The 24,873-nt window shown below is 47.5% G+C and carries 29 protein-coding genes; 19 read left to right on the top strand and 10 right to left on the bottom strand.

Annotated features, from left to right (window positions below):
* Positions 1–335 precede the first annotated feature (335 nt).
* Genes fliD through fliT form a run of 3 tightly spaced genes read left to right on the top strand, consistent with a single transcriptional unit; the run spans position 336 to position 2,578 of the window.
* Positions 336–1,796: a flagellar filament capping protein FliD gene (fliD, locus tag ACMHKJ_RS18375; RefSeq protein WP_413496218.1), complete on the top strand. Its 1,461-nt coding sequence runs from the start codon at positions 336–338 to the stop codon at positions 1,794–1,796.
* 4 nt (positions 1,797–1,800) lie between these two features.
* Positions 1,801–2,199: a flagellar export chaperone FliS gene (gene fliS, locus ACMHKJ_RS18370; RefSeq protein WP_067361623.1), complete on the top strand. Its 399-nt coding sequence runs from the start codon at positions 1,801–1,803 to the stop codon at positions 2,197–2,199.
* Complete coding sequence (gene fliT / locus ACMHKJ_RS18365; protein WP_067402251.1) at positions 2,189–2,578, top strand: flagellar protein FliT; 390 nt, start codon at positions 2,189–2,191, stop codon at positions 2,576–2,578. The genes fliS and fliT overlap by 11 nt, the downstream gene beginning before the upstream one ends.
* 96 nt (positions 2,579–2,674) lie before the next feature.
* Here fliT and ACMHKJ_RS18360 read toward each other — a convergent pair whose 3' ends face one another.
* Positions 2,675–3,073, bottom strand: a complete 399-nt coding sequence (locus tag ACMHKJ_RS18360; protein ID WP_413496216.1) for a CrcB family protein — start codon at positions 3,071–3,073, stop codon at positions 2,675–2,677.
* Between the two features lie 10 nt (positions 3,074–3,083).
* Complete coding sequence (gene crcB / locus ACMHKJ_RS18355; RefSeq protein ID WP_413496214.1) at positions 3,084–3,464, bottom strand: fluoride efflux transporter CrcB; 381 nt, start codon at positions 3,462–3,464, stop codon at positions 3,084–3,086.
* A gap of 336 nt (positions 3,465–3,800) precedes the next feature.
* Between crcB and ACMHKJ_RS18350 the strand changes: the two genes are divergently transcribed.
* Both ACMHKJ_RS18350 and ACMHKJ_RS18345 read left to right on the top strand, forming a co-directional pair.
* Positions 3,801–4,136: a DUF4377 domain-containing protein gene (locus ACMHKJ_RS18350; RefSeq protein ID WP_413496213.1), complete on the top strand. Its 336-nt coding sequence runs from the start codon at positions 3,801–3,803 to the stop codon at positions 4,134–4,136.
* A gap of 9 nt (positions 4,137–4,145) precedes the next feature.
* Positions 4,146–4,373 carry a putative hemolysin gene (locus ACMHKJ_RS18345; RefSeq protein ID WP_413496211.1) on the top strand — a complete coding sequence of 76 codons (228 nt, stop codon included), beginning with the start codon at positions 4,146–4,148 and terminating at the stop codon, positions 4,371–4,373.
* A gap of 139 nt (positions 4,374–4,512) precedes the next feature.
* Here the strand turns inward: ACMHKJ_RS18345 and ACMHKJ_RS18340 are convergent, their stop codons facing one another.
* From ACMHKJ_RS18340 to fliE, 3 genes are all read right to left on the bottom strand, one after another.
* Entirely contained in the window at positions 4,513–4,851 is a 339-nt protein-coding gene (locus tag ACMHKJ_RS18340) for an MliC family protein (RefSeq protein WP_413496209.1), read from the bottom strand.
* A gap of 395 nt (positions 4,852–5,246) precedes the next feature.
* Positions 5,247–5,909, bottom strand: a complete 663-nt coding sequence (locus tag ACMHKJ_RS18335) for a DUF4431 domain-containing protein (RefSeq protein WP_413496207.1) — start codon at positions 5,907–5,909, stop codon at positions 5,247–5,249.
* Positions 5,910–6,403: 494 nt separating this feature from the next.
* A complete protein-coding gene (gene fliE, locus ACMHKJ_RS18330; RefSeq protein ID WP_413496205.1) occupies positions 6,404–6,715 on the bottom strand; it encodes a flagellar hook-basal body complex protein FliE in 312 nt (103 codons plus the stop codon).
* Between the two features lie 273 nt (positions 6,716–6,988).
* Between fliE and fliF the strand changes: the two genes are divergently transcribed.
* The 13 genes from fliF to fliR all read left to right on the top strand — a co-directional run bounded on the left by fliF (position 6,989) and on the right by fliR (position 17,944).
* On the top strand, positions 6,989–8,698 hold the full coding sequence (gene fliF, locus ACMHKJ_RS18325; protein WP_413496203.1) for a flagellar basal-body MS-ring/collar protein FliF: 1,710 nt from the start codon (positions 6,989–6,991) through the stop codon (positions 8,696–8,698).
* On the top strand, positions 8,695–9,687 hold the full coding sequence (gene fliG, locus ACMHKJ_RS18320) for a flagellar motor switch protein FliG (RefSeq protein WP_067361572.1): 993 nt from the start codon (positions 8,695–8,697) through the stop codon (positions 9,685–9,687). The genes fliF and fliG overlap by 4 nt, the downstream gene beginning before the upstream one ends.
* Positions 9,680–10,411: a flagellar assembly protein FliH gene (gene fliH, locus ACMHKJ_RS18315; protein WP_413496220.1), complete on the top strand. Its 732-nt coding sequence runs from the start codon at positions 9,680–9,682 to the stop codon at positions 10,409–10,411. Before fliG ends, fliH begins: the two co-directional genes overlap by 8 nt.
* The gene (gene fliI / locus ACMHKJ_RS18310; protein WP_413496201.1) at positions 10,408–11,772 is read left to right on the top strand and encodes a flagellar protein export ATPase FliI; all 1,365 of its coding nucleotides are present in this window, start codon (positions 10,408–10,410) and stop codon (positions 11,770–11,772) included. The genes fliH and fliI overlap by 4 nt, the downstream gene beginning before the upstream one ends.
* 11 nt (positions 11,773–11,783) lie before the next feature.
* Entirely contained in the window at positions 11,784–12,227 is a 444-nt protein-coding gene (fliJ, locus tag ACMHKJ_RS18305; protein WP_067402289.1) for a flagellar export protein FliJ, read from the top strand.
* The gene (locus tag ACMHKJ_RS18300; RefSeq protein ID WP_413496200.1) at positions 12,228–13,598 is read left to right on the top strand and encodes a flagellar hook-length control protein FliK; all 1,371 of its coding nucleotides are present in this window, start codon (positions 12,228–12,230) and stop codon (positions 13,596–13,598) included.
* 164 nt (positions 13,599–13,762) lie between these two features.
* Positions 13,763–14,251, top strand: a complete 489-nt coding sequence (fliL, locus tag ACMHKJ_RS18295; RefSeq protein WP_413496198.1) for a flagellar basal body-associated protein FliL — start codon at positions 13,763–13,765, stop codon at positions 14,249–14,251.
* Between the two features lie 5 nt (positions 14,252–14,256).
* Positions 14,257–15,270 carry a flagellar motor switch protein FliM gene (gene fliM, locus ACMHKJ_RS18290; RefSeq protein ID WP_413496196.1) on the top strand — a complete coding sequence of 338 codons (1,014 nt, stop codon included), beginning with the start codon at positions 14,257–14,259 and terminating at the stop codon, positions 15,268–15,270.
* A complete protein-coding gene (gene fliN / locus ACMHKJ_RS18285; protein ID WP_413496194.1) occupies positions 15,263–15,673 on the top strand; it encodes a flagellar motor switch protein FliN in 411 nt (136 codons plus the stop codon). Before fliM ends, fliN begins: the two co-directional genes overlap by 8 nt.
* 1 nt (position 15,674) lies before the next feature.
* Complete coding sequence (fliO, locus tag ACMHKJ_RS18280) at positions 15,675–16,127, top strand: flagellar biosynthetic protein FliO (RefSeq protein ID WP_413496192.1); 453 nt, start codon at positions 15,675–15,677, stop codon at positions 16,125–16,127.
* Positions 16,128–16,136: 9 nt separating this feature from the next.
* Positions 16,137–16,880, top strand: coding sequence for a flagellar type III secretion system pore protein FliP (fliP, locus tag ACMHKJ_RS18275; protein WP_413496190.1), 744 nt, complete (start codon positions 16,137–16,139; stop codon positions 16,878–16,880).
* Between the two features lie 8 nt (positions 16,881–16,888).
* Positions 16,889–17,158 carry a flagellar biosynthesis protein FliQ gene (gene fliQ, locus ACMHKJ_RS18270; protein WP_413496188.1) on the top strand — a complete coding sequence of 90 codons (270 nt, stop codon included), beginning with the start codon at positions 16,889–16,891 and terminating at the stop codon, positions 17,156–17,158.
* Between the two features lie 3 nt (positions 17,159–17,161).
* Positions 17,162–17,944, top strand: a complete 783-nt coding sequence (fliR, locus tag ACMHKJ_RS18265) for a flagellar biosynthetic protein FliR (protein ID WP_067402309.1) — start codon at positions 17,162–17,164, stop codon at positions 17,942–17,944.
* A gap of 120 nt (positions 17,945–18,064) precedes the next feature.
* On the opposite strand, the gene ACMHKJ_RS18260 is transcribed toward fliR, so the two are convergent.
* Complete coding sequence (locus ACMHKJ_RS18260) at positions 18,065–18,802, bottom strand: SDR family NAD(P)-dependent oxidoreductase (protein ID WP_413496186.1); 738 nt, start codon at positions 18,800–18,802, stop codon at positions 18,065–18,067.
* 112 nt (positions 18,803–18,914) lie between these two features.
* On the opposite strand from ACMHKJ_RS18260, the gene ACMHKJ_RS18255 reads away from it, so the two are divergent.
* Positions 18,915–19,868: a LysR family transcriptional regulator gene (locus ACMHKJ_RS18255; protein WP_413496184.1), complete on the top strand. Its 954-nt coding sequence runs from the start codon at positions 18,915–18,917 to the stop codon at positions 19,866–19,868.
* 71 nt (positions 19,869–19,939) lie between these two features.
* Here ACMHKJ_RS18255 and flgL read toward each other — a convergent pair whose 3' ends face one another.
* From flgL to ACMHKJ_RS18235, 4 genes are all read right to left on the bottom strand, one after another.
* Complete coding sequence (gene flgL, locus ACMHKJ_RS18250) at positions 19,940–20,887, bottom strand: flagellar hook-associated protein FlgL (RefSeq protein ID WP_413496183.1); 948 nt, start codon at positions 20,885–20,887, stop codon at positions 19,940–19,942.
* 28 nt (positions 20,888–20,915) lie between these two features.
* The gene (gene flgK, locus ACMHKJ_RS18245; protein WP_413496181.1) at positions 20,916–22,556 is read right to left on the bottom strand and encodes a flagellar hook-associated protein FlgK; all 1,641 of its coding nucleotides are present in this window, start codon (positions 22,554–22,556) and stop codon (positions 20,916–20,918) included.
* Positions 22,557–22,776: 220 nt separating this feature from the next.
* Positions 22,777–23,754: a flagellar assembly peptidoglycan hydrolase FlgJ gene (flgJ, locus tag ACMHKJ_RS18240; RefSeq protein WP_413496179.1), complete on the bottom strand. Its 978-nt coding sequence runs from the start codon at positions 23,752–23,754 to the stop codon at positions 22,777–22,779.
* Positions 23,754–24,860 (bottom strand): flagellar basal body P-ring protein FlgI, encoded by a 1,107-nt coding sequence (locus ACMHKJ_RS18235; RefSeq protein WP_413496177.1) that lies wholly within the window; start codon positions 24,858–24,860, stop codon positions 23,754–23,756. Before ACMHKJ_RS18235 ends, flgJ begins: the two co-directional genes overlap by 1 nt.
* Positions 24,861–24,873 lie beyond the last annotated feature (13 nt).

Here is a 24,873-nt window from a genome sequence, read left to right as displayed (position 1 = left end):
ATCCTGTTTTTTTGAATGAAATACTCTGAATTATTTTTATTCCGCCGTGGCGGGGGTAATACTATTAACGGGTAATAATTCATTTTACTTACAGATAAAAAGTCATAGTATTGTCAATATTAGATATTTAAATCCAACACATAGCGAAATCCCTCTTTTCTTCTTTATACGTTCGGAGATTGTTGTAAAACAAAAATTCACCTGCATCTGTTTAATAGAGACAATAAACCGGCTTTCTTTACGCAACTCGTCCCATCATTTTTTGTCGTTAACGCTAAAATTCTCCGGCAACCAACCGATAACTATGTAAAACCAATTTAATTCAGGAGAAGCACATGGCAGGCATAGCATCGTTAGGAGTTGGCGCAGGGATGGATCTCAATAAGCAGCTGGATATGTTGGAAGCCGCAGAAATGCGCCGTCTGGAACCATTAGCTGCACAAAAAACAGCGTGTGATGCTCAGATTAGTGCATTCGGTAAGTTACAGTCCTCACTGGAAAAATTAAAATCAGCGGCGGAAGCCCTGAAAAAATACGACGATATCAGTACCACCAAAGTCAGTGGTGAATACAAAAGCTTTGATGTCTCAACTGACGGTAAAGCCGTACCGGGTGTATATGATGTGCGTGTGGATAAATTAGCCAAAGCACAGACTATTGCGACCGCAGGTCAGACAGATAATAAAACTAATCTCGGTGATGGTTCAGGTACACGAACCATTAAAATCACCCAGGGTGATGGCTCTGACCCGAAAAAAGTCTTTGAAGTGACGCTGGATCAGGAACATACCTCATTAATTGAAATCGCTGATGCTATCAATAAAAAGGATAAAGGGGTTTCTGCCGCTGTTGTTAAAGACAGCAATAATGAATTTCATCTGGTTTTAACCTCAAAAACCGAAGGGGTGGATTCCCGTATCAGTGTGAATGTCACTGGTGATACTAAACTTGCTGATATGCTGAACTGCACTTCAGGGGTTAAAAAAGAGCCATTGGATTCTTCAGACCCGAAAAGCCCCATGATTAACGTCACCGATATATCCGGTAATATGGAGCAAAAAGTCGCCGCTAATAATGCGCGGCTGAATATCAATGGTTTTGATATTGAAACCAGCACCAATGTTGTAAAAGATGAATTTCCCGGTCTGAAACTGACCCTGAAAAAAGAGAGTGAAAACGGTAAAGCAGACCATCTGATTATTTCTACGGATATTGAACCGGCAAAGAACAAGATCAAAGCATGGGTGGATGCTTATAACGAATATCAGAAACTCAGCAGTGAACTGACGAAATATACTCAGACCGAAAGCGGAAAAGCAGCTGATAAAAGTAATGGTCCGCTGATTGGCGACTCTACTTTGCGTGGTATTCAAAATACGATGCGCGGCCAGATCCGTACTCCGAACGGCAGTGGTGAAATAGACACCATGAATAAACTCGGCATTAAGCAGAAGCTTGACGGAACGCTGGAAATTGATACGAAAAAACTGGATAAGGCACTTGGCGAAAATTCGTCCAGCGTAAAAGAATTTTTCGCCGGTGACGGTGAAAAAACTGGTTTTGCCACTGAAAACTTTAATTACCTGAAAAAGACATTAGACAGCCGTGAAGGCACTATTCACAATGCCACTGATGGTCTGGAGAAAAAGAAAAAAGGCATCGATAAACGTATCGAGCAAACCACCAAGCAGATTGAAAACTCGATGGATTTATACCGCCGTCAGTTTCAGAATCTGGATAAAATGATGAGTACCCTTAGCGGTACCACCCAGGCACTCGGCAAAATGTTAGGTTAAAAATATGTATCAACGCAAGGCAAATCAGGCTTACCAACAAGTTAATCTTGAAAGTGAAATTACCAATGCCTCGCCATATCAGTTGATCCGGATTTTGTTTAACGGGGCGCTCAGCGCCCTTCGTCGCAGCGAAATCTTTATGGAGCAAAATGATATTGCCGCCAAGGGCAAAGAACTGTCTAAAGCCATTAATATTATCGATAATGGCTTAAAACAGGCGCTGGATTATGAAGCGGGAGGTGAATTGGCTCATAATCTGGCTTCACTGTATGACTACATGATTATGCGGTTACTTAACGCTAATATCGAAAATAACGTGACCTATATAAAAGAGGTCTATCAACTGCTTTCCGATCTCGCAGAAACATGGCAACAAATCGGGGCAAATGTGGATGAAAGATAACCAGGTGAGTATTCAAACAACCATTAATTTACACGATATATATAGCCATGTTTTAGTACTGAGTGAGGAACTTGTTACCCTGGCAAAAAACAGTGAATGGGATTCATTAATTGCCCGTGAAACTGATTATGTCAGTGCTGTTGAATATCTGACGCACATATCTCATGAACTTGAAAAAGAACAGCCGGTCACCGGCGAATTAGTTGAAGTACTGCAAGCCATCATTGAGAATGAACGGGTAACAAAAACCTATTTGCAGGATCACCTTAACTATCTGAGCAAAGAAATAAAACAGTTGGATCAACAACGCGTGATCAATAAAAGTTACGGGCAATTTAATGATCCGGATTATTCGATTAATATTAAGCCAATGGAATAACCTTTTGCAGGTCAGAACTGTACATTAAAATAATCAAAAATACCGTCTGGCCTATTCCGGACGGATGGGTCGTTCCTCCGTCAGACCGGAATTTTATTACCCGGCCACGTTTTGTGTGCCGGGTTTTACGCGATTGCCTAAAAATAACCCTGCCATCACGGCCAGAAAACCACCGGCAATACTCACCAGAAGGTAACTTACCCCCGTCAACAGTAATTCCGGTGATGACATTATTTCAAATGCACCGTACACAAAACTGCTGAAAGTAGATAATCCACCCATAATTCCCGTCGCCACGAGCGCATTCACATATTGATTAATACGATTGCGCTGCAATAATGCGGCTGTAATTCCCAGCAAAAAAGACGCAATAATATTTGCGGCCAGAATATCAAGGGGAAAACCATCACTTAATGATGGCACACCCAGCATCAGTAATTCACGGCAGATTGCACCAAATGCCCCGCCGGCAAAAATCAGAATAACCATATTCATGCTGTCTTCCTCATGCCGCAAGCCAGATACCCAGCGCGGCTGCGGATAAGCCGCCTGTCACACTGAGCAGTAAATAACTGAATGCCAATATCCGTTGCTGCGTATTCGCAAGTTTTGCCGCATCCAGTTGCATACTGCTGAACGTGGTATATCCACCCAAAATCCCGGTTAAAATAGCCGCATGCAGAAAAGAACCAAAGCGGTCATGCCAGTCAATAACGAATAATGTGCTTAAGAAACCGATAATAAACGCACCGGAAACATTAATAATAAAGGTACCCAGCGGAAAATGGCCGTGATAACGTTCTCCGACAAGTTTTCCAACCCACCAGCGCAGCAATGAACCACTGCCGCCGCCGATCCCAACCCAGAAAATATCTGTCACCGTCATAATAACCTACTTATTGATTACTCTCAGGATAAATACGCATAACTGATAGTGTAGGTTTTCCGGCTGAATTTCACAATTACCCGACAAAAATTAATTAAATTAAGGTAAATGCCCTGATAGAATAAACCCGTTGTGAGTTCCGCGCTGTAATATTCCGGCATATTTTGTTTTCCGTTGATTCATAATACCGTAAACAAAAAAACACCGGCAGAAACAGCAGGACAAATCCAGATCCGGAAATAAAATCGGGCTGTATGCCGTCACGGAACTAATATGATTTTCCCATGGTCAAAGAAATACAGAACCGGATTTCCCGTTACTTACTAAGGATTGCTGATGAAACCTGCTTATATTCTTGCCCCTGCTCTTTTATTACTTGCCGGATGCAGCCACAACTACAGAGCAGACCAAACCCCTGCTCCGTCAAAAATTTTATATATTGATTCTCAGTTGGCAGACTGTGTTGGTGTTGCGCCAATGAAGTGCATGAAAATAAAAGAAAAACCAAATGCTGAGTGGGAATTTTTCTATCAAAATATCGATGGATTTACCTATGAGCCGGGCTACTTATACCGGATCGCGGTAAAGGTGACCGATATCCCGAATCCACCAGCTGATGCACCGGCCGCCAGATATGAATTGTTAACCGTACTGGATAAAGACAGGAAATAAATACATCCGATGAAGAACGTAATTCTACTGATAACAGCCGGTATTATAGCCGGCTGCTCGTCTGCTCCGCAAAGTTCGCAAAAAATAGGGATGGCAAACCCCGCATCCGTATATTGCGAACAATCCGGTGGCACGCTTAATATAAAAGATACGGCTGATGGTCAGGTTGGTTATTGCACATTACCGGACGGCAGTAAAATTGAAGAATGGGCACTGTACCGCCGTGACCATAAATAATATCAGCAGGGGCGGTTGATTTTCCGTCCCTGCGCTATATAACGGTGTAAAAGATTTGTTTACTTACCTTTAAATCAGTATGTGACCCAGCTGGTTGAGCGCAGCCAACGAACCTGCAGTTTGAATGAATAAGGGTATATTATTTACTTTTGATCAGCTTACAGGTGCGACCTTTATCTTCGGCGATCCGGCCATTAACTGCATCATCTTCCGAAATAGAGGCTAAATTAAACTCGTTCTTTCCCTTCGACCAAATCTGGAAGTTTTCCCCGACATAACGGGCGCCGCTTGCCGCGACAGCTTCTTTCAGAACAATTAATTCATCGCTGTATAACATCACTGCCGTTTTTTCATCCGGGAACGATACTTTGATCTTTTGCCCTTCACAATTATAGGTTTCTGTTTTTGCAGCAAACGCCGGGCTTGCCAGTAATGCAGAAACTAACGCAACAGCAGATACAGTCATAATTTTACGCATTGATCTCTCCTGAAAACGAGTAATACAGCTATTTATTTCGATGCACCTTAATCATGTTCTTATCCGTCACAACAAGAATAGGATATCTCTGTAATTATCTGTTCTGTTGCATTTATCCGGGAAACAGACATTATTGCATACGGCATCAGACACTCTTCCGGACGGGTTACCAATGATATCAGCCAGTATGATGTTCTTTGTTTTTAAGTATATTCCACTACCCGTTATACTTATTTCAGTTCTGATAGCATTGTGGCTGTCATCTGTTGTGGCACATAAATACCTGCGTATTTTATTATTTTTGGTGGCACTAATTATTAGTACTCCGCATATTATCATCGGGTCAAATATGCTATTTATTCTTATAATGTTATAGTAGTTATTCCTGTTCAATATCATTGCTTCAATGCAACCGAATCCACCACAATCAGAACAGGGGTATGATGATGCCCTGTTTCCGCATACATTAACTGACCGTTGACAACAACTGGCTTATTCAGTAATTGTTTATTTTCATTATAAAAGTCACCTGAGATAACCAGCTGTAATTTATCTTTATCACCCCACTCCGGGGCGTTATTCATACAGGCCATCGCCTTTTGTGTATGCAGTATCCAATAAATTTCAGGTTCATCACCGTCTTCTATACTTTCATAATTTGGCGGGCCGGGATAAACCGTCCGCTTCATTTCCCCCGTTATACTTACCTGCTGACCATCGTTATAACAGGAAACCTGCCTGTTATTACTTCCTGTTGCCGCTAAGTTACGAAATAATATTGTTGAACGCTGATACCACTGCGCCTGACATTCAACCGTATCACAATTTTTCTCCCTCAGTTTTCTGTTCATCCGGGTGATTTTTTTAAATTCATCACTGTTTCCGGTGACCAGTTTTGCCTGAAGATAATCCACGTATAATTCATCATCAGCCTGAGATAAAGAAGGCGTGTTACACACCAGTTTTTCCGCTGTTGTTGCCGCTTTCCCGCAATCAAAGCTCGCCGCGCCCGCGGTGCAGGAGATAAAAATAAAACCCGCCGTCACTATTTTCAGCATGATGTTTCCCCGCCACTGTTTGTCATAATAAATATCATTACTATGAATAATTCGTTTAAGCGGTCTTAATGTCAATCCGCGGTCCATTTTATTGTGAAAACAATACAGCTGATTTTTATAAACGATATTGAAAGCAATATATTCCGACCGTAGTATTACCTGGTCTCCTGTACCAATAAAAAGGTAATGTTGTAATATTTACTATTGGAGAATATATTCCCGGTAGTGGAGAGTATTGTGTAATGCGGATAAAGGCAGGGTTGTCGGTGACGGAAGGTTCTTACATTTCTATGATTGCGGGTAAACCAGGGTAAATTAAAGATCCGACACACCTCTTCAGCGATGGTCCATAATGTTTATGGTGCCCGGATGCCTGAGAACGACCAGGAGCAAATTTCGCTCCTGAACCAAAAATTGAATCAATCTGTCCCCTATGCGCCCCACATTGGTAATGAAAAGCAATAAATCAGATTAATTTCAATTAGTTAACGCCATCACACCGGCATTGACATAATTTCCTGGTATGCAGCAACCAGCTTGTTTCGCACCTGAATACCCATTTGCAGGCTCAGACTGGCTTTTTGCATATCCACCATGACATCATTGAGTGAAATATCCGCTTTACCCAGGGTAAAGTCTTCCACTTTTTTCTCAGAATTCATCCGCGTGGTATTAATCTGATTAACGGCTGAAACCAGATGGTCACCGAAGCCCACGCCATCAACCACAGGTTTGGTATGGTTTGCTGCCTGTGCTGCCGTTACATTCAGTTGGGAAACAACCCCTTCAATTGCCTGAATCGTCATGTTTTTCTCTTCTGTTATTACGGGTTATTGAGTTTCACAGCGCGCTTTTTTTCCTGCAAAAACACCTGTCATATCTTATGCCGCATTACCCTAACACACCCTTTTTAACTTGAAGCCCGTAAATAACACCTAAATCACAGGCTGATTCCGTCATTAGATTTGTCATTCACAGAGAATAATAGCAGCGTAAAAAAGTGACGTTACAAAGAGGGAAATTACGTTGTTTCGCCAAAACTATTTTCACCCGTCAAATCTGCAAGGCAGGGAATGTTTATGAGTGCCGCATCACAAGACACCGGAGATAACAAAAAGGGATTAGCCCTGATTATTGACCGTATTAAGGCCGATCCGAAAGTTCCGCTGATGGTCGCGGGCGCTGCCGCAATTGCGATTATTGTCGCACTGTTCCTCTGGATGCGAAGCCCGGATTACCGCGTGCTGCTCAGCAATCTGAGTGCAAAAGACGGCGGTGATATTGTCGGTCAGCTGACACAAATGAATATGCCGTATCAGCTCGCGGATAATGGCAGCGCCATTCTGGTACCTGCGGATAAAGTCCACGAACTGCGTCTTAAACTGGCTCAGGCCGGTTTACCGAAAGGCGGCAATACCGGCTTTGAGCTGCTGGATAAAGAGCAGTTCGGTATCAGCCAGTTCAGCGAACAGGTTAATTATCAGCGTGCCCTTGAAGGGGAACTTTCCCGCACAATTGAATCACTCAGTCCGGTTCAGACCGCGCGGGTTCACCTCGCCATTCCGAAACCGACCCTGTTTGTCCGTGAACAAAAATCCCCGACCGCATCCGTAACCGTTGGTTTGCTTCCCGGACGAGCGCTGGATGAAGGTCAGATAAGTGCCATTGTCCACATGGTCTCCAGCAGTGTTTCCGGATTAACAACAGCCAACGTGATTATTGTCGATCAGGCCGGACGCCTGCTCACAAATAATGATAACAGCCAGCAATCTGTCAGCACTTCACAGATGAAGCTGACGAATGAAACAGAAGCCCGTCTCAAACAGCGGATTGAAGACTTACTCTCCCCGCTGGTCGGTCGCGCCAATGTTCAGGCTCAGGTTACCGCGCAGGTGGATTATTCCAAAGTCGAACAAACGGCTGAAGAGTACAAACCTAATCAGCAGGCAGATACCGGCGCAGTCCGTTCGCGTCAGAGCAGCCAGAGTCAGCAGAACAGTAACGGCGGACCGGGCGGTGTGCCGGGTGCGTTATCTAACCAGCCGGTCAGCGCACCTGCTGCGCCGATAGAAACAGCAAAAGCGGATAATAAAGACGCGAAGGATAACAAAACAGCCCCGCGTGCCGATAATAACCGTAATGCCAATATTAATTCGCAGAACGATGAAACCACGAATTACGAAGTGGATCGCAAAATCAGCCATACCCAGCGCCAGATTGGTGTGGTCGATCGCCTCTCTGTAGCGGTCATCATTAACTATCTGCCGCAGAAAGCGGAAGACGGCACAGAAGCGATGAAACCGCTGCCGCCGGAGATGCTTAAAGAGATTGAATCGCTGACCCGTGAAGCAATGGGCTATTCCGTTTCGCGCGGCGACAGTCTGAACATCACCAATTCCCGCTTTACGGATGAAGGTCAGGTTACAGAAGAACACTCCGTCTTTACCAATCCGGTGATTATCGCACAGGCTCTGGATTACGGAAAAATTCTGCTTCTGTTACTGGTTGGCTGGCTCCTGTGGCGCCGTGGTATCAAGCCACAATGGCAACGTTACCGCAAAGCACAGCAGGCTGAGAGCGAAGCCCGTCTGTTTAAAGCAACACAAATGAAAACACCGCTCGTGGCTGATGAAACCATCAGCGATGATATGGATGAGAAAACCCGTCGCCGCCTGACCCGTCAGCGTGTCAGTGCAGAGATCCAGAGTCAGCGTATCCGTGAAATGGCAGATAAAGATCCTCAGGTTGTGGCAATGGTTATCAGTCAGTGGTTAGGAAAAGCACAATGAATTTAAGCGGAACAGAAAAGAGCGCCGTCATGCTGATGACGCTCGGTGAAGATCAGGCCGCAGAGGTCTTTAAACACTTGAATAACAAAGAAGTTCAGCAACTGAGTATGGCGGTTTCCAATATGCGCCAGGTCTCTAACGCCGAACTGGCAGAAGTCCTGACTGAATTTGAGGAAGCGGCTATTCAGTACGCGGCACTTAATATCAATACAAATGATTATCTGCGTTCCGTCCTTATCAAAGCCCTGGGCGAAGACAGAGCTGCCAGCCTGCTGGAAGATATTCTTGAGAAGCACGAAAGTGCATCCGGTATTGAAAGCCTCAATTATATGGAGCCGCAGACAGTGGCCGATATTATCCGCGACGAACATCCGCAGATTATCGCCACCATCCTGGTTCACTTAAAACGCAACCTGGCTGCCGATGTGCTTGAATTATTCGACGAACGTCAGCGCAATGACATTATGCTGCGTATTGCCACCTTCGGCGGCGTTCAGCCGGCAGCGCTGGCAGAACTCACCGAAGTGCTCAATAACCTGCTCGACGGACAGAATCTCAAGCGCAGCAAAATGGGTGGCGTAAGAACCGCAGCCGAAATCATCAACCTGATGAAAAGTCAGCAGGAAGAAGGTGTTATCGGCGCAATGCGCGATTACGACGGCGAGCTGGCACAACGTATTATCGACGAAATGTTCCTGTTCGAAAACCTTATCGAAGTCGACAACCGCAGCATTCAGCGCATCCTTCAGGATGTTGCCAACGACTCGCTGGTTATTGCACTGAAAGGTTGTAATGAAGAGTTACGCGAACACTTCCTGCGCAATATGTCGACCCGTGCGGCAGAAATTGTCCGTGATGATCTGGAATCCCGTTCACCTGTACGTATGTCTCAGGTTGAGAATGAACAGAAATCCATTCTGCTGGTGGTCCGCCGCCTGATGGAAACCGGTGAAATAGTGATTGGTGGTGGTGACGATGTCTATGTCTGATAAGGGAAATAACAATCCGCAATGGAAACGCTGGCAGCCGCGGGAACTGAATCAGTGGGATTTTAATTCCTCCGTGCTCCCTGCCCTGTCAGATGTTCCGGAACCGGATGCCCCTAAGATCCCCTGCCTGGAGCCGCGCGAAGTCCTGGAGCAGATCAATCTGCTGGACAATCTGAAAGAAGAAGCTCAGCGCAGCGGCTTTCAGACCGGTCAGGAGCTGGGCGAAAAAGCCGGGTATGACGCCGGTTTTGCTCAGGGTTTACAGGAAGGGTCGGAACAAGGCCGTCAGCAGGCACTGGCAGAGCAGCAGCCGGTTACTGAATCCTGGCAGAAATTACTGTCTGAGTTCAGCTATTCCCTGGACACCTTTGACAGTGTGGTCACCACAAAATTATTACAGATTGCCCTGACCGCCGCCAAGCAGGTACTCGGACAGCCCGCTGTCTGTGACGGCTCAGCGCTGCTGGAAGAGATAAGCCGTCTTCTGAAACAAAAACCCCTGTTTGCCGGTCAGCCGGAACTGCGGGTAAACCCGGTACATATTGAGATGCTGGAACAACATCTCAGCACCCAGCTGAATCTGAACGGCTGGCGGCTGGTGCCGGACCCGCAGCTTCATGCCGGCGGGTGCCGCGTGGTGGCGGATGATGGTGAAATCGACATGAGTGTTGCTACACGCTGGCAGGAGCTGTGCCGGTTATATGCCCCGGAGATCTCATTATGACGGCACGGATTGGCCGCTGGATTGGTGCGCTGGACGGGCTGGATGAACGGATGAGCGGCGTGCCGATGACCCGCCATTACGGGCGGCTCACTAAAATCACCGGACTGGTGATGGAAGCCGAAGGTATCAAAATGCCCCTCGGTGCAACCTGTTTTATCGAACGCATCATCAACGGCAAAACAGAAGAAGTCATCTGTGAAGTGGTCGGGTTCAATGGCCCGCGCATGCTGCTGATGCCACTGGCTGAACTGGAAGGGATAGCCCCCGGTGCGCGCGTTTATGCACAGTCCACCGGTGCAGGCGGGCAAACCAGCCGCCAGTTGCCGCTGGGTGATGAGCTGCTCGGGCGTATCCTTGATGCGTCCGGCAATCCGCTGGATGGCAAAGGTCCGCTGGAAGCCAAAATCCGTGCACCGCTGATAACCCCGCCGATTAATCCGCTGGAACGCAGCCCGATCAAAGACGTACTTGATGTCGGTGTGCGGGCCATCAATGCTCTGCTGACAGTCGGACGCGGGCAGCGGATGGGATTATTTGCCGGCTCCGGTGTCGGTAAAAGTGTACTGCTCGGAATGATGGCGCGCTTTACTCAGGCAGACATTATTGTTGTCGGACTGATTGGCGAACGCGGGCGCGAAGTTAAAGATTTTATTGAAAATATTCTTGGCGCGGAAGGATTAAAACGCGCCGTTGTCGTCGCAGCACCGGCAGATGTCTCCCCTCTGCTGAGAATGCAGGGCGCATCTTATGCCACCCGTATCGCAGAGTATTACCGTGATCTGGGTCGCAATGTACTGCTGATTATGGATTCCCTGACCCGTTACAGCATGGCACAACGCGAAATTGCGCTCGCCATCGGAGAACCGCCGGCAACGAAAGGCTATCCTCCGTCTGTATTCGCAAAATTACCGGCGCTGGTGGAACGGGCGGGTAACGGAAAAAACGGCGGCTCTATTACGGCGTTTTATACTGTCCTGACCGAAGGCGATGACCAGCAGGACCCGATCGCTGACTCCGCACGGGCCATTCTTGACGGCCATATCGTGCTGTCACGCTCGCTGGCTGAATCCGGACACTACCCTGCTATCGATATAGAAGCATCAATCAGCCGTGCAATGACTGAATTGATCGAAAAAAGCCATTACAAGAAAATACAGCGGTTCAAACAACTGACATCAGCCTATCAGCGCAACCGAGACCTGATTAATGTCGGTGCATACGCCGCAGGCAGTGATCCGATGCTGGACATGGCGATTCAGTGGTTCCCGCACATGTCAAAATTTCTGCAGCAGGATATCGATGAACGCTGTGATTACCCGGATGCCTGTGAGCAGCTTGATCAGGTGGTGCCGCAAGCGTAACGAGGCCGTCAATGTCAAAAAATAATGCATTAACCACGCTGTTAAGCTTAGCCGAAGATGCCGCTGAAGAAGCGGCAAAAGTACTGGCTCAGGTGCGCCTGACTCACACACAGATGAGCCAGCAGCTCACTATGCTGGAAAACTATCAGGCAGATTACCGGCAGAAACTGAATCAGACGTTACACACCGGAATGGCTGCCGATAAGTGGCAGAATTATCAGCAATTTTTAGTCACACTGGATGTAACAATCGAACAGCAGCAAACCCAGTTAACCGTCTGGGCACAACGGGTCAGTGAGGCAAACCGCCACTGGCAGGAAAAACAGCAGCGGGTAAATGCGTTCGATACTCTTATTCAGCGCGCCGATCATGCACATAATCAACGACAAAACCGGCTGGAGCAAAAGCAGATGGATGAATTTGCCCAGCGGGCTACTTTATGGAGAACCCGATAAATGGATGTCAATGCCGGCACCAAACCGATCAGTTCAGCTGACAATGCATTGAATAAACAGGAATCCCCTAAGGCGGAAGACGCACAGGCAACGGTTCTGCCGTTTCAGTCCGTCCTTGATGCACAACAACCCCGCCCGGAAAAACCGGCACAGGTAAGTGCGGCCAATGGCGTTAAGAACAATCAACACGATGCTGCCGCTCGTAAACCTGCCGGGGATGTAAAAACCACAGCCGCGCAAAAGCAGACCAGTGAAGATACCCTGGCTCAGCTTAATTTTTCCCGTCGTTTACAAGGTGATACAACCACGGCAGATCTTAATCCTAAGCTGTTACAAGGTACTGAAGACGGAGATACCGCGCTTCCGGCTTCTGACGAGGCTGACAATGCGTTACTAACAGCACTGAAAGAGCGCCTGACCGGGCGCGACGGTACTGTTGCAGAAAAACCGGCAACTGACACAAAACTGCGCATTGATGACAGCGGAAAAAATATTACCAAAACCGCAGAAATAGCTCAGGATCAGGAATCGTTACTGAAAAGCACGGATAAGCCCCTTATCACTGATGAAAAGATCGATTCGCGTACCCTGTTTACTGATGAAAAATCAAAACCTCGTGTCGATCAATCCCGTTTTTCTTTAGCTGATGCACAGAGAACTGATCCGAAAACGCTTGCGGACGATTTTATGCCGCTGAATAAAAAATCAGCGGATACCACAACGCCGTTATCACTGGCCTCTGTCACTGAAAACAATAGTGATAACAGCAAGAGCGCATTCAGTATCAAGACTGAAAACAGTGCATTTCAGACTGTCACCGCCCCCGGCGCACATACCGCACTGCAAAGCCCGGCACTGATGCCGTCCGCCGCACAAGTCTCTGCCACACAAGCAGCAGCGCCGACTGCACAGGCGATGCCGCTTACCGGTCAGTTAGGCAGTGAATTGTGGCAGCAGCAGGTCAGCCAGAATATCACTTACTTCTCCCGTCAGGGATTGCAGCAGGCGCAACTCAGACTGCATCCGGAAGAACTCGGCTCTCTGAATATTCATCTTAAAATAGAAGATAATCAGGCTGTTATGCATTTTGTTTCACCACACAGCCATGTCCGCGCCGCAATGGAATCAATGATGCCGGTACTGCGCAGCGCCCTTCAGGAAAGCGGAATTAATCTGGCACAAAGTTCTGTCGGTCAGGAATATCATGGCGATCAGCAAAACCGGGGCAACGGTCAGAACGCCGGACAATCCGGTGAATCACTGTCCGCTGCCGGAAATATCACCGGGCTGAATATTCAGGGTGATACCACCGTCAGTCGTATGGCGCACAGCGCGGCTCTCGCACGCGGCGGAATAGATACCTTCGCCTGATCCTTATACTTAATGGCGGAGCACGGGAACTAAAGCCCCGAGTTACCGCCTTTTTGTTTCGTTTTTCCCCCCTTTAGTCCCGCAGAAGCACGCCATAATAGTCGGGTATACAGAGTATGAAACCCCTGACGGGTTTTGCTAAAAGAAATAGGAATTCAGTTAACATGTCGTCTTCACGTAACGCCTCAAAAGGTTCCAATGCCGGGTTACTGGTTTTATTCGCCCTGATTGCCCTCGCGGGAGCAGGTTTTGGTGGCTACAGCTGGTGGTCCCAACAGGACAGCACCACCGCCGCTGCCGGCACCGGAGATGAAAAACGGGCAAATATGCCTGAACCCATCTTCATGGGAGTTGAACCTTTTACCGTGAACCTGCCCGGTCTGAATAACAGCCGTGACCGCGTGTTATATATTGATATGACACTGCGCCTGGCTAACGAACGTTCCCGTGAACAACTCCATGAATATCTGCCGGAAGTCCGCAGTCGTCTTCTGCTGCTGTTATCACAACAGACATCACAGATACTGGGAACACATGACGGAAAAATTCAGTTAATGAATGCGGTTAAAACCACACTCGCCCCGACGCTGGTTCCCGGTCAGCCGGATCAGGATATTTCGGATGTGTTATTCACCACTTTTATTCTTCGGTAAAACTGATGAGCGATAATATTTTATCTCAGGCGGAGATCGACGCACTGCTCAATGGTGATTCGCCATCAGAGCCGCTTCCTGCCGACGGAACACAGGAAAAAGATAAGGATCAGGTTCGTCCTTATAACCCGAATACTCAGCGTCGCGTTATCCGCGAGCGGATGCAATCTCTCGAAATCATTAATGAGCGCTTTGCCCGCCAGTTCCGTATGGGACTGTTTAATATGCTGCGCCGCAGTCCCGACATCACTGTTGGCGGGATTAAAATAGAACCTTATCATGAATTTGCCCGTAACCTTCCGGTACCGACCAACCTGAATCTCGTGCACATGCCGCCGTTACGCGGAACTGCATTGTTCACCTTTGAGCCAGCGCTGGTGTATATCGCCGTTGATAACCTGTTCGGTGGTGACGGCCGTTTTCCGGTTCGTTCTGAAGGTAAAGAATTTACCAATACCGAACAACGCATTATCCACCGCATGCTGAAACTGGCACTGAATGCTTACCGCGATGCCTGGAAGCCGATTGCTGACCTGGAAGTGGAATATGTCCGCTCCGAGATACAGGTAAAATTCACTAATATCACCACTTCACCCAACGATATTGTCGTTACTACCTCATTTTTGATAGAGATTGGTAACACTGTTGGTGAACTCAGTATCTGTATCCCGATAGCCATGATTGAACCTATCCGCGAACGGTTAATTAATCCGCCGATGGAACACGGCAATCAGGAAAATGAAGCCTGGGTGTCAAACCTGGTGACACAGGTGAAGCATTCTGAGCTGGAACTGGTGGCTAATTTTGCTGAAATGCCGATGCGTATTTCTAAGTTACTGCAATTGCAAAAAGGGGATGTGATCCCTGTAGATAAACCGGATCGCCTGATTGTCAGTGTTGACGGCGTACCTGTATTGACCAGTCAGTATGGCACCCGTGATGGCCAATATGCGTTGCGTGTAGAACATTTGATTAACCCTGTATTAAACACTCTGGACGAGGAAAAAACCAATGAGTGAGGCGAATAACACTCCAGCCATGAACCCGGAAAACAATGATGAATCTCTGTGGGCTGATGCGATGGAGCAACAAAAAAAAGCAGAATCAGGAACTCAGAACCCGTTTGATAATCTTGACAGCCAGAACCCGCTGAATCAGCTGTCTGATATCAATCTGATTATGGATATTCCGGTCCGTCTCTCTGTTGAGCTGGGCCGGACAAAAATGACCATCAAAAAACTCCTGAATTTATCACAGGGGTCAGTGGTCGCACTTGACGGACTGGCCGGTGAGCCGTTGGATATCCTGATCAACGGCTATCTGATTGCGCAGGGCGAGGTGGTGGTAGTCTCAGATAACTACGGTATCCGCATCACGGATATTATTACCCCGTCTGAGCGTATGCGTCGTCTGAGCCGCTGATATGATAGCAAACAGCGCCGGGCACGCCGCGTTACCGGCAACAGAAAAAACGGCAGACACTGCCGTTTTTTCTCCGGTAATCACACAATCCGCTGTACCGGGCACGCAGACGGTCAGCAATACAGACAGTCTGATGCAGGTTTCCGGGGCACTCGGCGGGATTATCCTGCTGATCCTCGCATTAACCTGGCTTGTCAGAAAACTTGGGTTTTCCGCAAAACTTGCGGGGAAAACAGCACTGCTGACAGTAAAAAGCAGCTGTTCCTTAGGCAGTAAAGAGCGGCTGGTGGTTGTGGAAATTCAGGATGAGTGGCTTATCCTGGGTGTCACTGCACAATCTGTTAATTTACTCCACCGCTGTCCGGCAGACCCGGATGCGGTAACAAATGCACCTTCTGCCTTTCACGCATTGCTGAAAACCAAACGGGCCGCGCCTGTTGATAAGCCAATCTGAGAATCCAAGATGTTATTTCACAAACGTGTAATCCCCGTACTGATGCTGCTTTTGCTTCTTCCGCAGGCAGCACTGGCATCTTTGCCCGGTGTTGTCAGCCATGTACTGCCGGACGGCAGTCAAAGCTGGTCGCTGCCGGTTCAGACACTGCTTTTTTTAACACTGCTGGGATTTATCCCTGCGCTGTTACTGATGATGACCGGCTTTACCCGCATCATTATTGTACTGGGATTGTTACGTAATGCGCTGGGTACCCCTTCAGCACCGCCGAACCAGGTTCTGCTGGGACTGGCGCTGTTTCTCACCTTTTTTGTGATGTCACCGGTCATTGATAAAGTGTATAAGGAAGCGTATCAGCCATTCAGTGAGGACAAAATCAGTCTGGAAACCGCACTTGAACGCGGCACGGCACCTTTGCGCACCTTTATGCTGGGTCAGACGCGTGAAAGCGACCTGGCACTGTTTGCCCGTATTGCCAAAACAGAGGATATTCAGGAAGCAAAAGATGTGCCGATGCGCATTTTAATCCCTGCCTTTATTACCAGCGAACTGAAAACGGCATTTCAGATTGGCTTTACGCTGTTCATTCCGTTCCTGATTATCGATCTTGTCGTCGCCAGCGTGCTGATGGCGCTGGGGATGATGATGGTGCCGCCTGCCACTGTCTCCCTGCCCTTTAAGCTGATGCTCTTTGTGCTGGTGGATGGATGGCAGTTGCTGCTCGGCTCTCTGTCACAAAGCTTTTTTAACTAGGAGACATCATGACACCTGAATCCGTTATGGCTCTGGGAATTGAAGCCATGAAAGTAGCACTGATGCTGGCGGCACCTTTACTGCTTGCCGCCCTTGCGGCAGGTCTGCTGATCAGTTTATTGCAGGCCGCCACCCAGGTAAATGAAATGACATTATCATTTATCCCGAAAATCCTGTCAGTTATCAGTGTGATCGTTATTGCCGGTCCGTGGATGCTCAATCTGCTCATCGACTATATGCGCAGTCTGTTAAATAATCTGCCGTTTATTATCGGTTAATCCATGTTAACCATCACCAGCGAAACACTCACATTATGGCTGAGCCAGGGATTTTATCCGTTTATCCGGATACTGGCACTGCTGAGCACCGCCCCCTTTTTCAATGAAAAACAGTCCATCGGTAAAGTCCGGGTCATGCTTGCCTTTTTTACGGTGCTGATTGTCTCGCCACAGTTACCGGTTGTGAATATTCCGCTTTTTTCCGCATCCGGCTTATGGGTCATTCTGCAACAAGTGGTGATAGGTGTGACCATGGGGCTGGCAATGCAGATGGCATTTGCCGCTGTGCGACATGCCGGCGAAGTGATTGGTTTGCAGATGGGGTTATCTTTCGCGACCTTTTTTGACCCGAGCGGCGGTCCGAATATGCCGATTATCGCGCGCATATTTAACCTGATCGTTCTGTTGCTGTTTCTCTCTTTTGACGGGCATCTGTGGCTGATTCATATTGTGGTTAATTCATTTGATCTGCTTCCCATACAGATACTCCCGCTGAACCGCGATGGTTTCTGGATTCTGGTGCAATCAGCTAATCATATATTTTTAAACGGATTGATGCTGGCACTGCCGTTCATTACCTTATTTCTTATTCTTAACCTGGCGTTAGGTATCTTAAATCGCATGACACCCCAGTTATCTGTCTTTGTGGTCGGTTTTCCGCTGACGCTGACTGTCGGGATAAGCATGCTCGGTCTGATTATTTCTGTTCTTCCGGGCTATACCGAGCGGGTGATTAATCAGGCGTTTGAACAGTTATCCCTGATTTTCACACTCTATGCAGGTTGATTGTAAACGCTGGACAAAAAAAACGGTAACCACTGAGAAAGTGGTTACCGGCTCCGGTAACTGACGTACAAAAATAGCTTGCTGTGTGTAATCCGGAAAACGACTTGAGAAATAACTCTGTTACCAATTTCCTGCTGAATAACCGCCATCAACCGGCATAATCGTACCGTTGATATAATCTGATGTCAGCAGAAAACGAATGCTGTCTATAATGTCTTTAATTGTTCCGACTTTATCTGCCGGAGAAACTAAATTAATTAAATCTTTATTCAGTCCTGCACATGTCGGTGATTCAATATACCCGGGAGCGATAGCATTGATCCGGATATTCTTCTTCGCATACTCCAGCGCGAGCGCCCTGACCAGACCATGAACGCCCTCTTTCACCAGAACACTCATGGCTGCGGGGATTTTTTGGGATGGTTGCAGCGCAATAGATGACGTGACAACAATAATTTTTCCGCCTTCATTTTTCAACATGTTTTTAATTGCTAATTGACTCAGATTAAATAAACTATAAATATTACTGTTTATTAAATACTGAAGATCATCTGTGGTGGTTGTTTCAAATGATTTACTGATAAATGCTCCGGAATTATGAATGATAACATCGATATTTCCGAAATGAATAATTCCCTGCTGGATAATTTCATTCGCAAAGTCGGCTGAATGACTGTCACCAACAATCGGTAAAAATGACGGTTTATTATCCGGTCCCTGCATAAAGTCTTGCATGGCCTGCTCATTGCTGAATATTCCAATCACTCTATAATGTTCATCAAGCAGTGTCCTGGTTAACTGTTTCCCCAGACACGTTTCTGCATCGGTGATGACGGCAGTACGTTGTTGTGGATTCATAAATAACCTGCGCTTATGTTTTTTCTTAAGTGATTGATGGTAGTTATTATAGATTCGACCTGCGTAAAATAAACTACCTTCATATCACTTCATTACTAACCTAAGGTTAACAATGCCGCGTCACTTTGATGATTTAATGCTGGGAACTCTGGAGCTGTTTTGCCGGGCCGCGGAGCTGCAGAGTTTTTCACAGGCGGCAGGTGCGCTGCATATTTCGCCTGCCGCCGTCAGCAAAACAATCCACCGGCTGGAGCAGAAACTCGGCTGCGCGTTATTTGTCCGCACGACCCGCCATGTCCGGCTGACAGAAGCCGGGATGCAATATTTCAGCTATTGCAAAACAGCGCTGACGGCTATGTATGATGCAGAAGAAGCATTACTGGACCTGAAAACTATTCCGGCGGGAAAAATCCATGTCTGCCTGCCAAATGACTATGCTTACCTGAAAGTATTTCCGCTGATGTCAAAATTTCGCCGCCGTTATCCGCAAATCGAAATTAACTTTCATCTTCGTTTTCGTATACCCCGTCAGGACAACACAGACTGTGATATCGTTCTGACAAGCTGGCTGAATTACCTGCCGGACTGGGTGGCGACCAAAATTGATTTTGCGAGGTTCCGGATTTTCGCCTCGCCGGATTACCTCAAAAAAATGCCGCCGCTGAATACCCCGGACGATCTTGCGCACCACAACTGCCTGCAAATGCATCTGCCTGAAAACCCGCTGCCGCTGCGCTGGCCGCTGGTGATAAATAATGAAATTGCCCATGTTCCGACAACCGGCGATGCTGCATTTTATGAGGATGTGATGGCGGCCTATTATATGGCAATCAACGGTAACGGTGTGGCAATAATGCATGATTTTATTGCCCGCAAAGCAGTGGAAAACGGGCAGTTGGTATCGTTACTTGAACCATGGACGACCGTATCCCATATTTATTACATCGCCTGTCCGGCTGATTTGCTGAAGTCACCCAGAATACGGGCATTTACTGACTTTCTGACAGAAGAACTGAAACCGGCAGAAAAATTCCCGCAAGATACGGTTATTATACCTGTCCGGTGATCCGGGAGAATATTGCTGTAAAAAAGGCCGTCATAATGACGGCCCCGGAGAGGAATGTAACTATCAATAACTCAGCGATTGAATAGCGACATGCTGTTAAGATCTTTAAAAATGCTCTGGGATGCCTGGAACATGGACATCTCTTTCTGATAATCTGAAATAGTGCCGGTCCAGTCAGTATCCATCAGTTCACTCATGCGGCTGTCATTCTGGATTTTCCGTGTATCAGACAGGAAATTCAGGCTGTCAATTTCCTGGAGCTGCAAGCCCTGCTTCGCTTCAATATTGGAAATTTTATCCATCCCGGCTTTAATACCCCGGTTAGCTTCTCCCATCGCGGCATTCGCCTTGTCCAGGTCTGCCTGAGATGCATTTTGCTGTGGGATCTTCAGGCCTTCCAGCCCTTTATTGATCGCCGTAAACATATCTGCGACCTTTTCACCTTTCGCATTTGTGGTGGTGGCAAACACCTCAGAACCGGCGAAATAGCTGATCATTTCACGGTCACTGCCCACATTTTGTGTGATAGATTTATCACCGCCACTGTAGATAACCTCACCGGTTACCGGATCTTCTGCAAACGGAGGGGTATCTGATTTATAACCACCAAAAATATAACGTCCGTTGCCATCCGTTGTGTTACCCAGGGAGACCAGTTGATCTTTCTGTCCCTGTAGTTGTGATGCCAGTGAATCACGATCCGCGTCACTCAGCGTGCCCTGATTAGAGGCCTGAATAACCGTGGTATCCATCTGCGTGGAGACTTCATTCATCTGGCTGAGAATGCTCATCTGCAGTGTCATCCCGGTTTTTGCATAACCACGGGTTGATGCATACTGCTGATTACGGTTTTCAGACTGACTGACACGTACAGCCTGCGCTGATGCCTGCGCATCATCAGACGGTTTATTGACACGTTTGCCGGATGCCAGCTTAGATCCTGATTCCATCCAGCGGGCAGTTGAGTTATTCATATCACTGACCCGCTGACTGAACATTAAATTGGTACTAAAACGCATGATAAATTCCCTTATTTACGCAATAAAATCAAAACGCACGCATCAGTGTGTTAAATAATTCATCAACGGTTGACAGCACTTTGGCATTGGCATTAAAAAATTGCTGCATTTTCTGCATCTGAACACTTTCTTCGTTAGTATTCACACCGGAAATACTCTGCTGTGATTCATACAGGCTGACTGTCAGTTTATTTTGTGTTTCAGAATTAATTTGAGCATCCTTGGTCTTACTACCCACATCATTGACCAGGGATGCATAGAAATCAGACAGTGTTGATGTTCCGCCCACCAGTTTTTGATCCTGCAGTTTCACCAAATCTTTAATATTTTCGTTATTACTTGCGCCACCCGTACTATCAGCCGCTGCAAAGTCAGCCGCGTTGTTAATCAGGGTATTCATACCACCGATAACATTATCCACCGGTTTTAACAGGAAGCGATCCCCTGCCTGTGCAGTGTTATTGCTGATTTTGATGTCCATGCCATCAAACTTTAATGTTCCGGTTGCACTGTCAAAGTTAGCATTAACCACCGTGCCTTCCGGTAAGCGGGTGACATTCCAGTCAGTACCGTCAAAACTGACATCATAATTATTGCCGGTGACTTTGGAGACATCGCTGTATTTGATGTCAAAATCCGCTTTTCCCTGGTTATGGGTATTACTCACCATGCTACCGCCGCCAACCGCAAAGAAATCTTTACCGGTATTGCCGTTCGCATCATAGCCTTTACGGTGAACTTCATTGAATTTCTCAGCAAAAACCAGTGCCATCTGATTCAGTTTTTGTCTTGCCGGATCAATAACTTCACGACGTGAACGCAGAACACCGCTTAACTCACCGCCACGGATCTGTTCATCTTTAATTTCACGGACATTGCCTGCCGAATCGACAAATCCGATACTCAGGCGGCTGTCATCACTGCCCGACGGAACGGCTTCCAGCCGGTTTGACCTATTTCCGGTTACCAGCGGCAATCCGTTAGCGAAAGAGAGATTAAAGTTCCCGTTCTGCTCAATGACTTTGACGCCTATGACGGAATTCAATTCACTGACCAGACGGTCACGCACATCCAGCAGATCATTCGGTTCTGCACCGTTTATAGAGCGGGAATTACTGATTTGCTCATTAAGTTTTGCAATTTTTTCAGCGTAAGTATTGATGTCTTTGATTTTGTTATCGAGCTGATGATTAACATCACTTTCCATGTCACGCAAACGGCGATCTGCTTCTTTCAGCTGACTGACCATGGATTTTGATTTACCAATGAACACATCAACCAGGGTTTTATCACTCGCATCCGTTGCAGCCTGATCCAACGCAGTAAAAAAATTACCCAGCATGCCGGCAATATCATCGGTACTGTTTGACAGTAAATTATCAACCCCGCTGGCATTTTTCAGATAGGCTTCATGATCACCGCTGAGTGAACGCGCGCCGTTATACTGCGCATTCACGAATTCATCAAATTCACGGCGGACATGACTAAAATAGGTACCATTGCCGAAATAACCATTGGTTGTCATTGTGCCCGGGTTCTCACCAAATACCGCGCTCTGACGGTGATAATAACCGACTCCGGCATTCGCCAGGTTGTTGGAAATAACACTCAGCCCGCCCTGGGCTGCATTAATTCCGGTTAATGCGTTATTCATTACATTATTCAGCATTCGCTTTTTCCTTTCTCTGGTGCCTGCTGTCCCGTCTTTGCGGTTAACTCACTGAAAACCTCAGGGCAGATGTCATCCGTTTAAAATTGTCTCTTACTTAGTTATCGGAAAGACGGCGTAAAAATTTAGTGTTTTATACCCTTATTCATTCAAACTGCAGGTTCGTTGGCTGCATCTTGAATGACGTTGGGTATAACTTTATTTTTACACCGCAAACAGATTAGAAAATGTCGCTTAAATCGAGGGAATAGGCCTGAACGGCGCGGGAAGCAACCGGATTGGCAGGTGTGGTTCCTCTGATCTGGTTAATCAGCGTGATTAATTTGTCTGAATAACCGGGATCAGTCGCGTAACCCGCCTTGTGCAGACGCTGTGCCGCCAGTTCCGGGCTTGCCGCCTGCTTCACGCCGTGGTAGCGCGGATTCTCAGTCAGCAAACGGGTGTAATCCGCAATCGCTTCCTCGTAAGAGCCGTAAACACGGAAATTATCGCGCATCTTAATCGTATTACCGTCGATAACTTCCGTGGTCATAATATTCGTAACCGGTCCTTTCCAGCCTTTTCCGGCTTTGATACCAAACAGGTTATGACTGGTTTTACCTTCTGCGGTCAAAATTTCCCGTTTACCCCAGCCACTTTCCAGCGCCGCCTGTGCGAGGATAAGCAGATGCGGCACCCCACTTTTCTGTGACGCCGATTTTGCCGGTTCAGTCAGTTTGGCAATAAAATTCTGACTGTTCAGCCCCAGCTCTCTGACTTTCTTCAGCGGTGCGCTTAACACATCACCAGCCGAACTGAATTTGCGCATCAGCTGAGCCATCGCCTGTTGTGGCATAGATTGTATAACGGAGGCATCACCCAGTGGCATCATTGATGAATTAAGCGGCATTTCCGTATCCTGATTTCCGGAAAGCTGCTGATACATCATTTCGCCGAACCCCAGCCCTTTCTGTGACAGGTTTTGTGCGATTTGCTGATCGTACATACTGGTCATCATCCGGGTCTGATCGCTGGAAAACATTCCGTCCTGCGGCAGTGCGGCACGCATGCTTTTAAGCATCATCTGAACAAAGGTGGCTTCCAGTTGCTGCGTCACCTGACGCAGCCCCTCCTCCGGTTTTTCATTCAGCTGCTGCTTCAGACTGCCCAGCGACTGTACGTCATAAGCAGCACTCTGCATTAACTGCACGTCGCTCATCAGATAATCTCCAGTTTCGCCCGCAGACAACCGGCACTTTCCATTGCCTGCAAAATAGACATCAGATCAGTTGGTGTAGCCCCTAATGTATTCAGAGCCTGAATAACCTGATTCAGATTTGCCCCTGCATTCACTTTTTTCAGTGTGCCGTCCTGCTCGCGAATCCCGACATTGGTGTTGCGTGTCACAACTGTCTGACCACCGGCAAATGGCGTATCCGGCTGACTGACCTGAGTATCACGATCTACCGTAACCGCCAGACTACCGTGTGCGACCGCACAGCTTTCCAGCGTCACCGTGCGATTGATTACCACAGAGCCGGTGCGGGAATTGAGAATAACTTTGGCATCCGTCTGTGGCGGACGAATATTCAAATCCTGCACCCGCGCCAAAAAACGCACCTGGTCACTGTTACTTTGCGGAACCCGTAACTGCACAGTCCGTGAATCCAGCGCCGTCGCTGTGCCGGAACCGTTCATCCGGTTAACTGCATCCGTAATATCCTGCGCCAGGGCAAAGCTATCTTCATTCAGCTGGAGATTGATAACACCACTCTGACCAAAGCTGCCCGCCAGTTCGCGCTCAATACTGGCCCCGCCGCTGATACGACCGCCCGCTAACTGATTGACTTTAATACTGCTGCCACCGGCACTGACACCGGCTCCGCCGACCAGGATATTTCCCTGTGCAAGCGCATACACCTGTCCGTCCACACCTTTAAGCGGCGTCATCAGCAATGTGCCGCCACGCAGGCTTTTGGCATTACCCATCGAGGAAACCACAATATCAATAGACTGTCCGGAACGACCAAATGGTGGCATTTTTGCGGTAACCATAACGGCTGCCACATTTTTCAGCTGCATATTGGTGCCCGGCGGAACCGTGATCCCCATCTGGGATAACATATTGCTCAGGCTCTGTGTGGTAAAAGGCGTCTGCATCGTCTGGTCACCGGTACCGTCCAGCCCCACCACCAGCCCGTAACCAATCAGGGCATTTTCACGAACCCCCTGAACACTTGTCAGGTCTTTGATCCGCTCACTATGAGCCGGGGCACTTAATACACCCATAACCGCAACCAGCAGACCAGCCAGTACTTTTTTCATTATCATTACCTCT

It is taken from the genome of Morganella psychrotolerans (assembly GCF_965118875.1).
Classification (GTDB): Bacteria; Pseudomonadota; Gammaproteobacteria; order Enterobacterales; family Enterobacteriaceae; genus Morganella; species Morganella psychrotolerans_C.
Note: the sequence above shows the minus strand (reverse complement) of the source record. Positions and strands in the feature narration are given on the sequence as shown.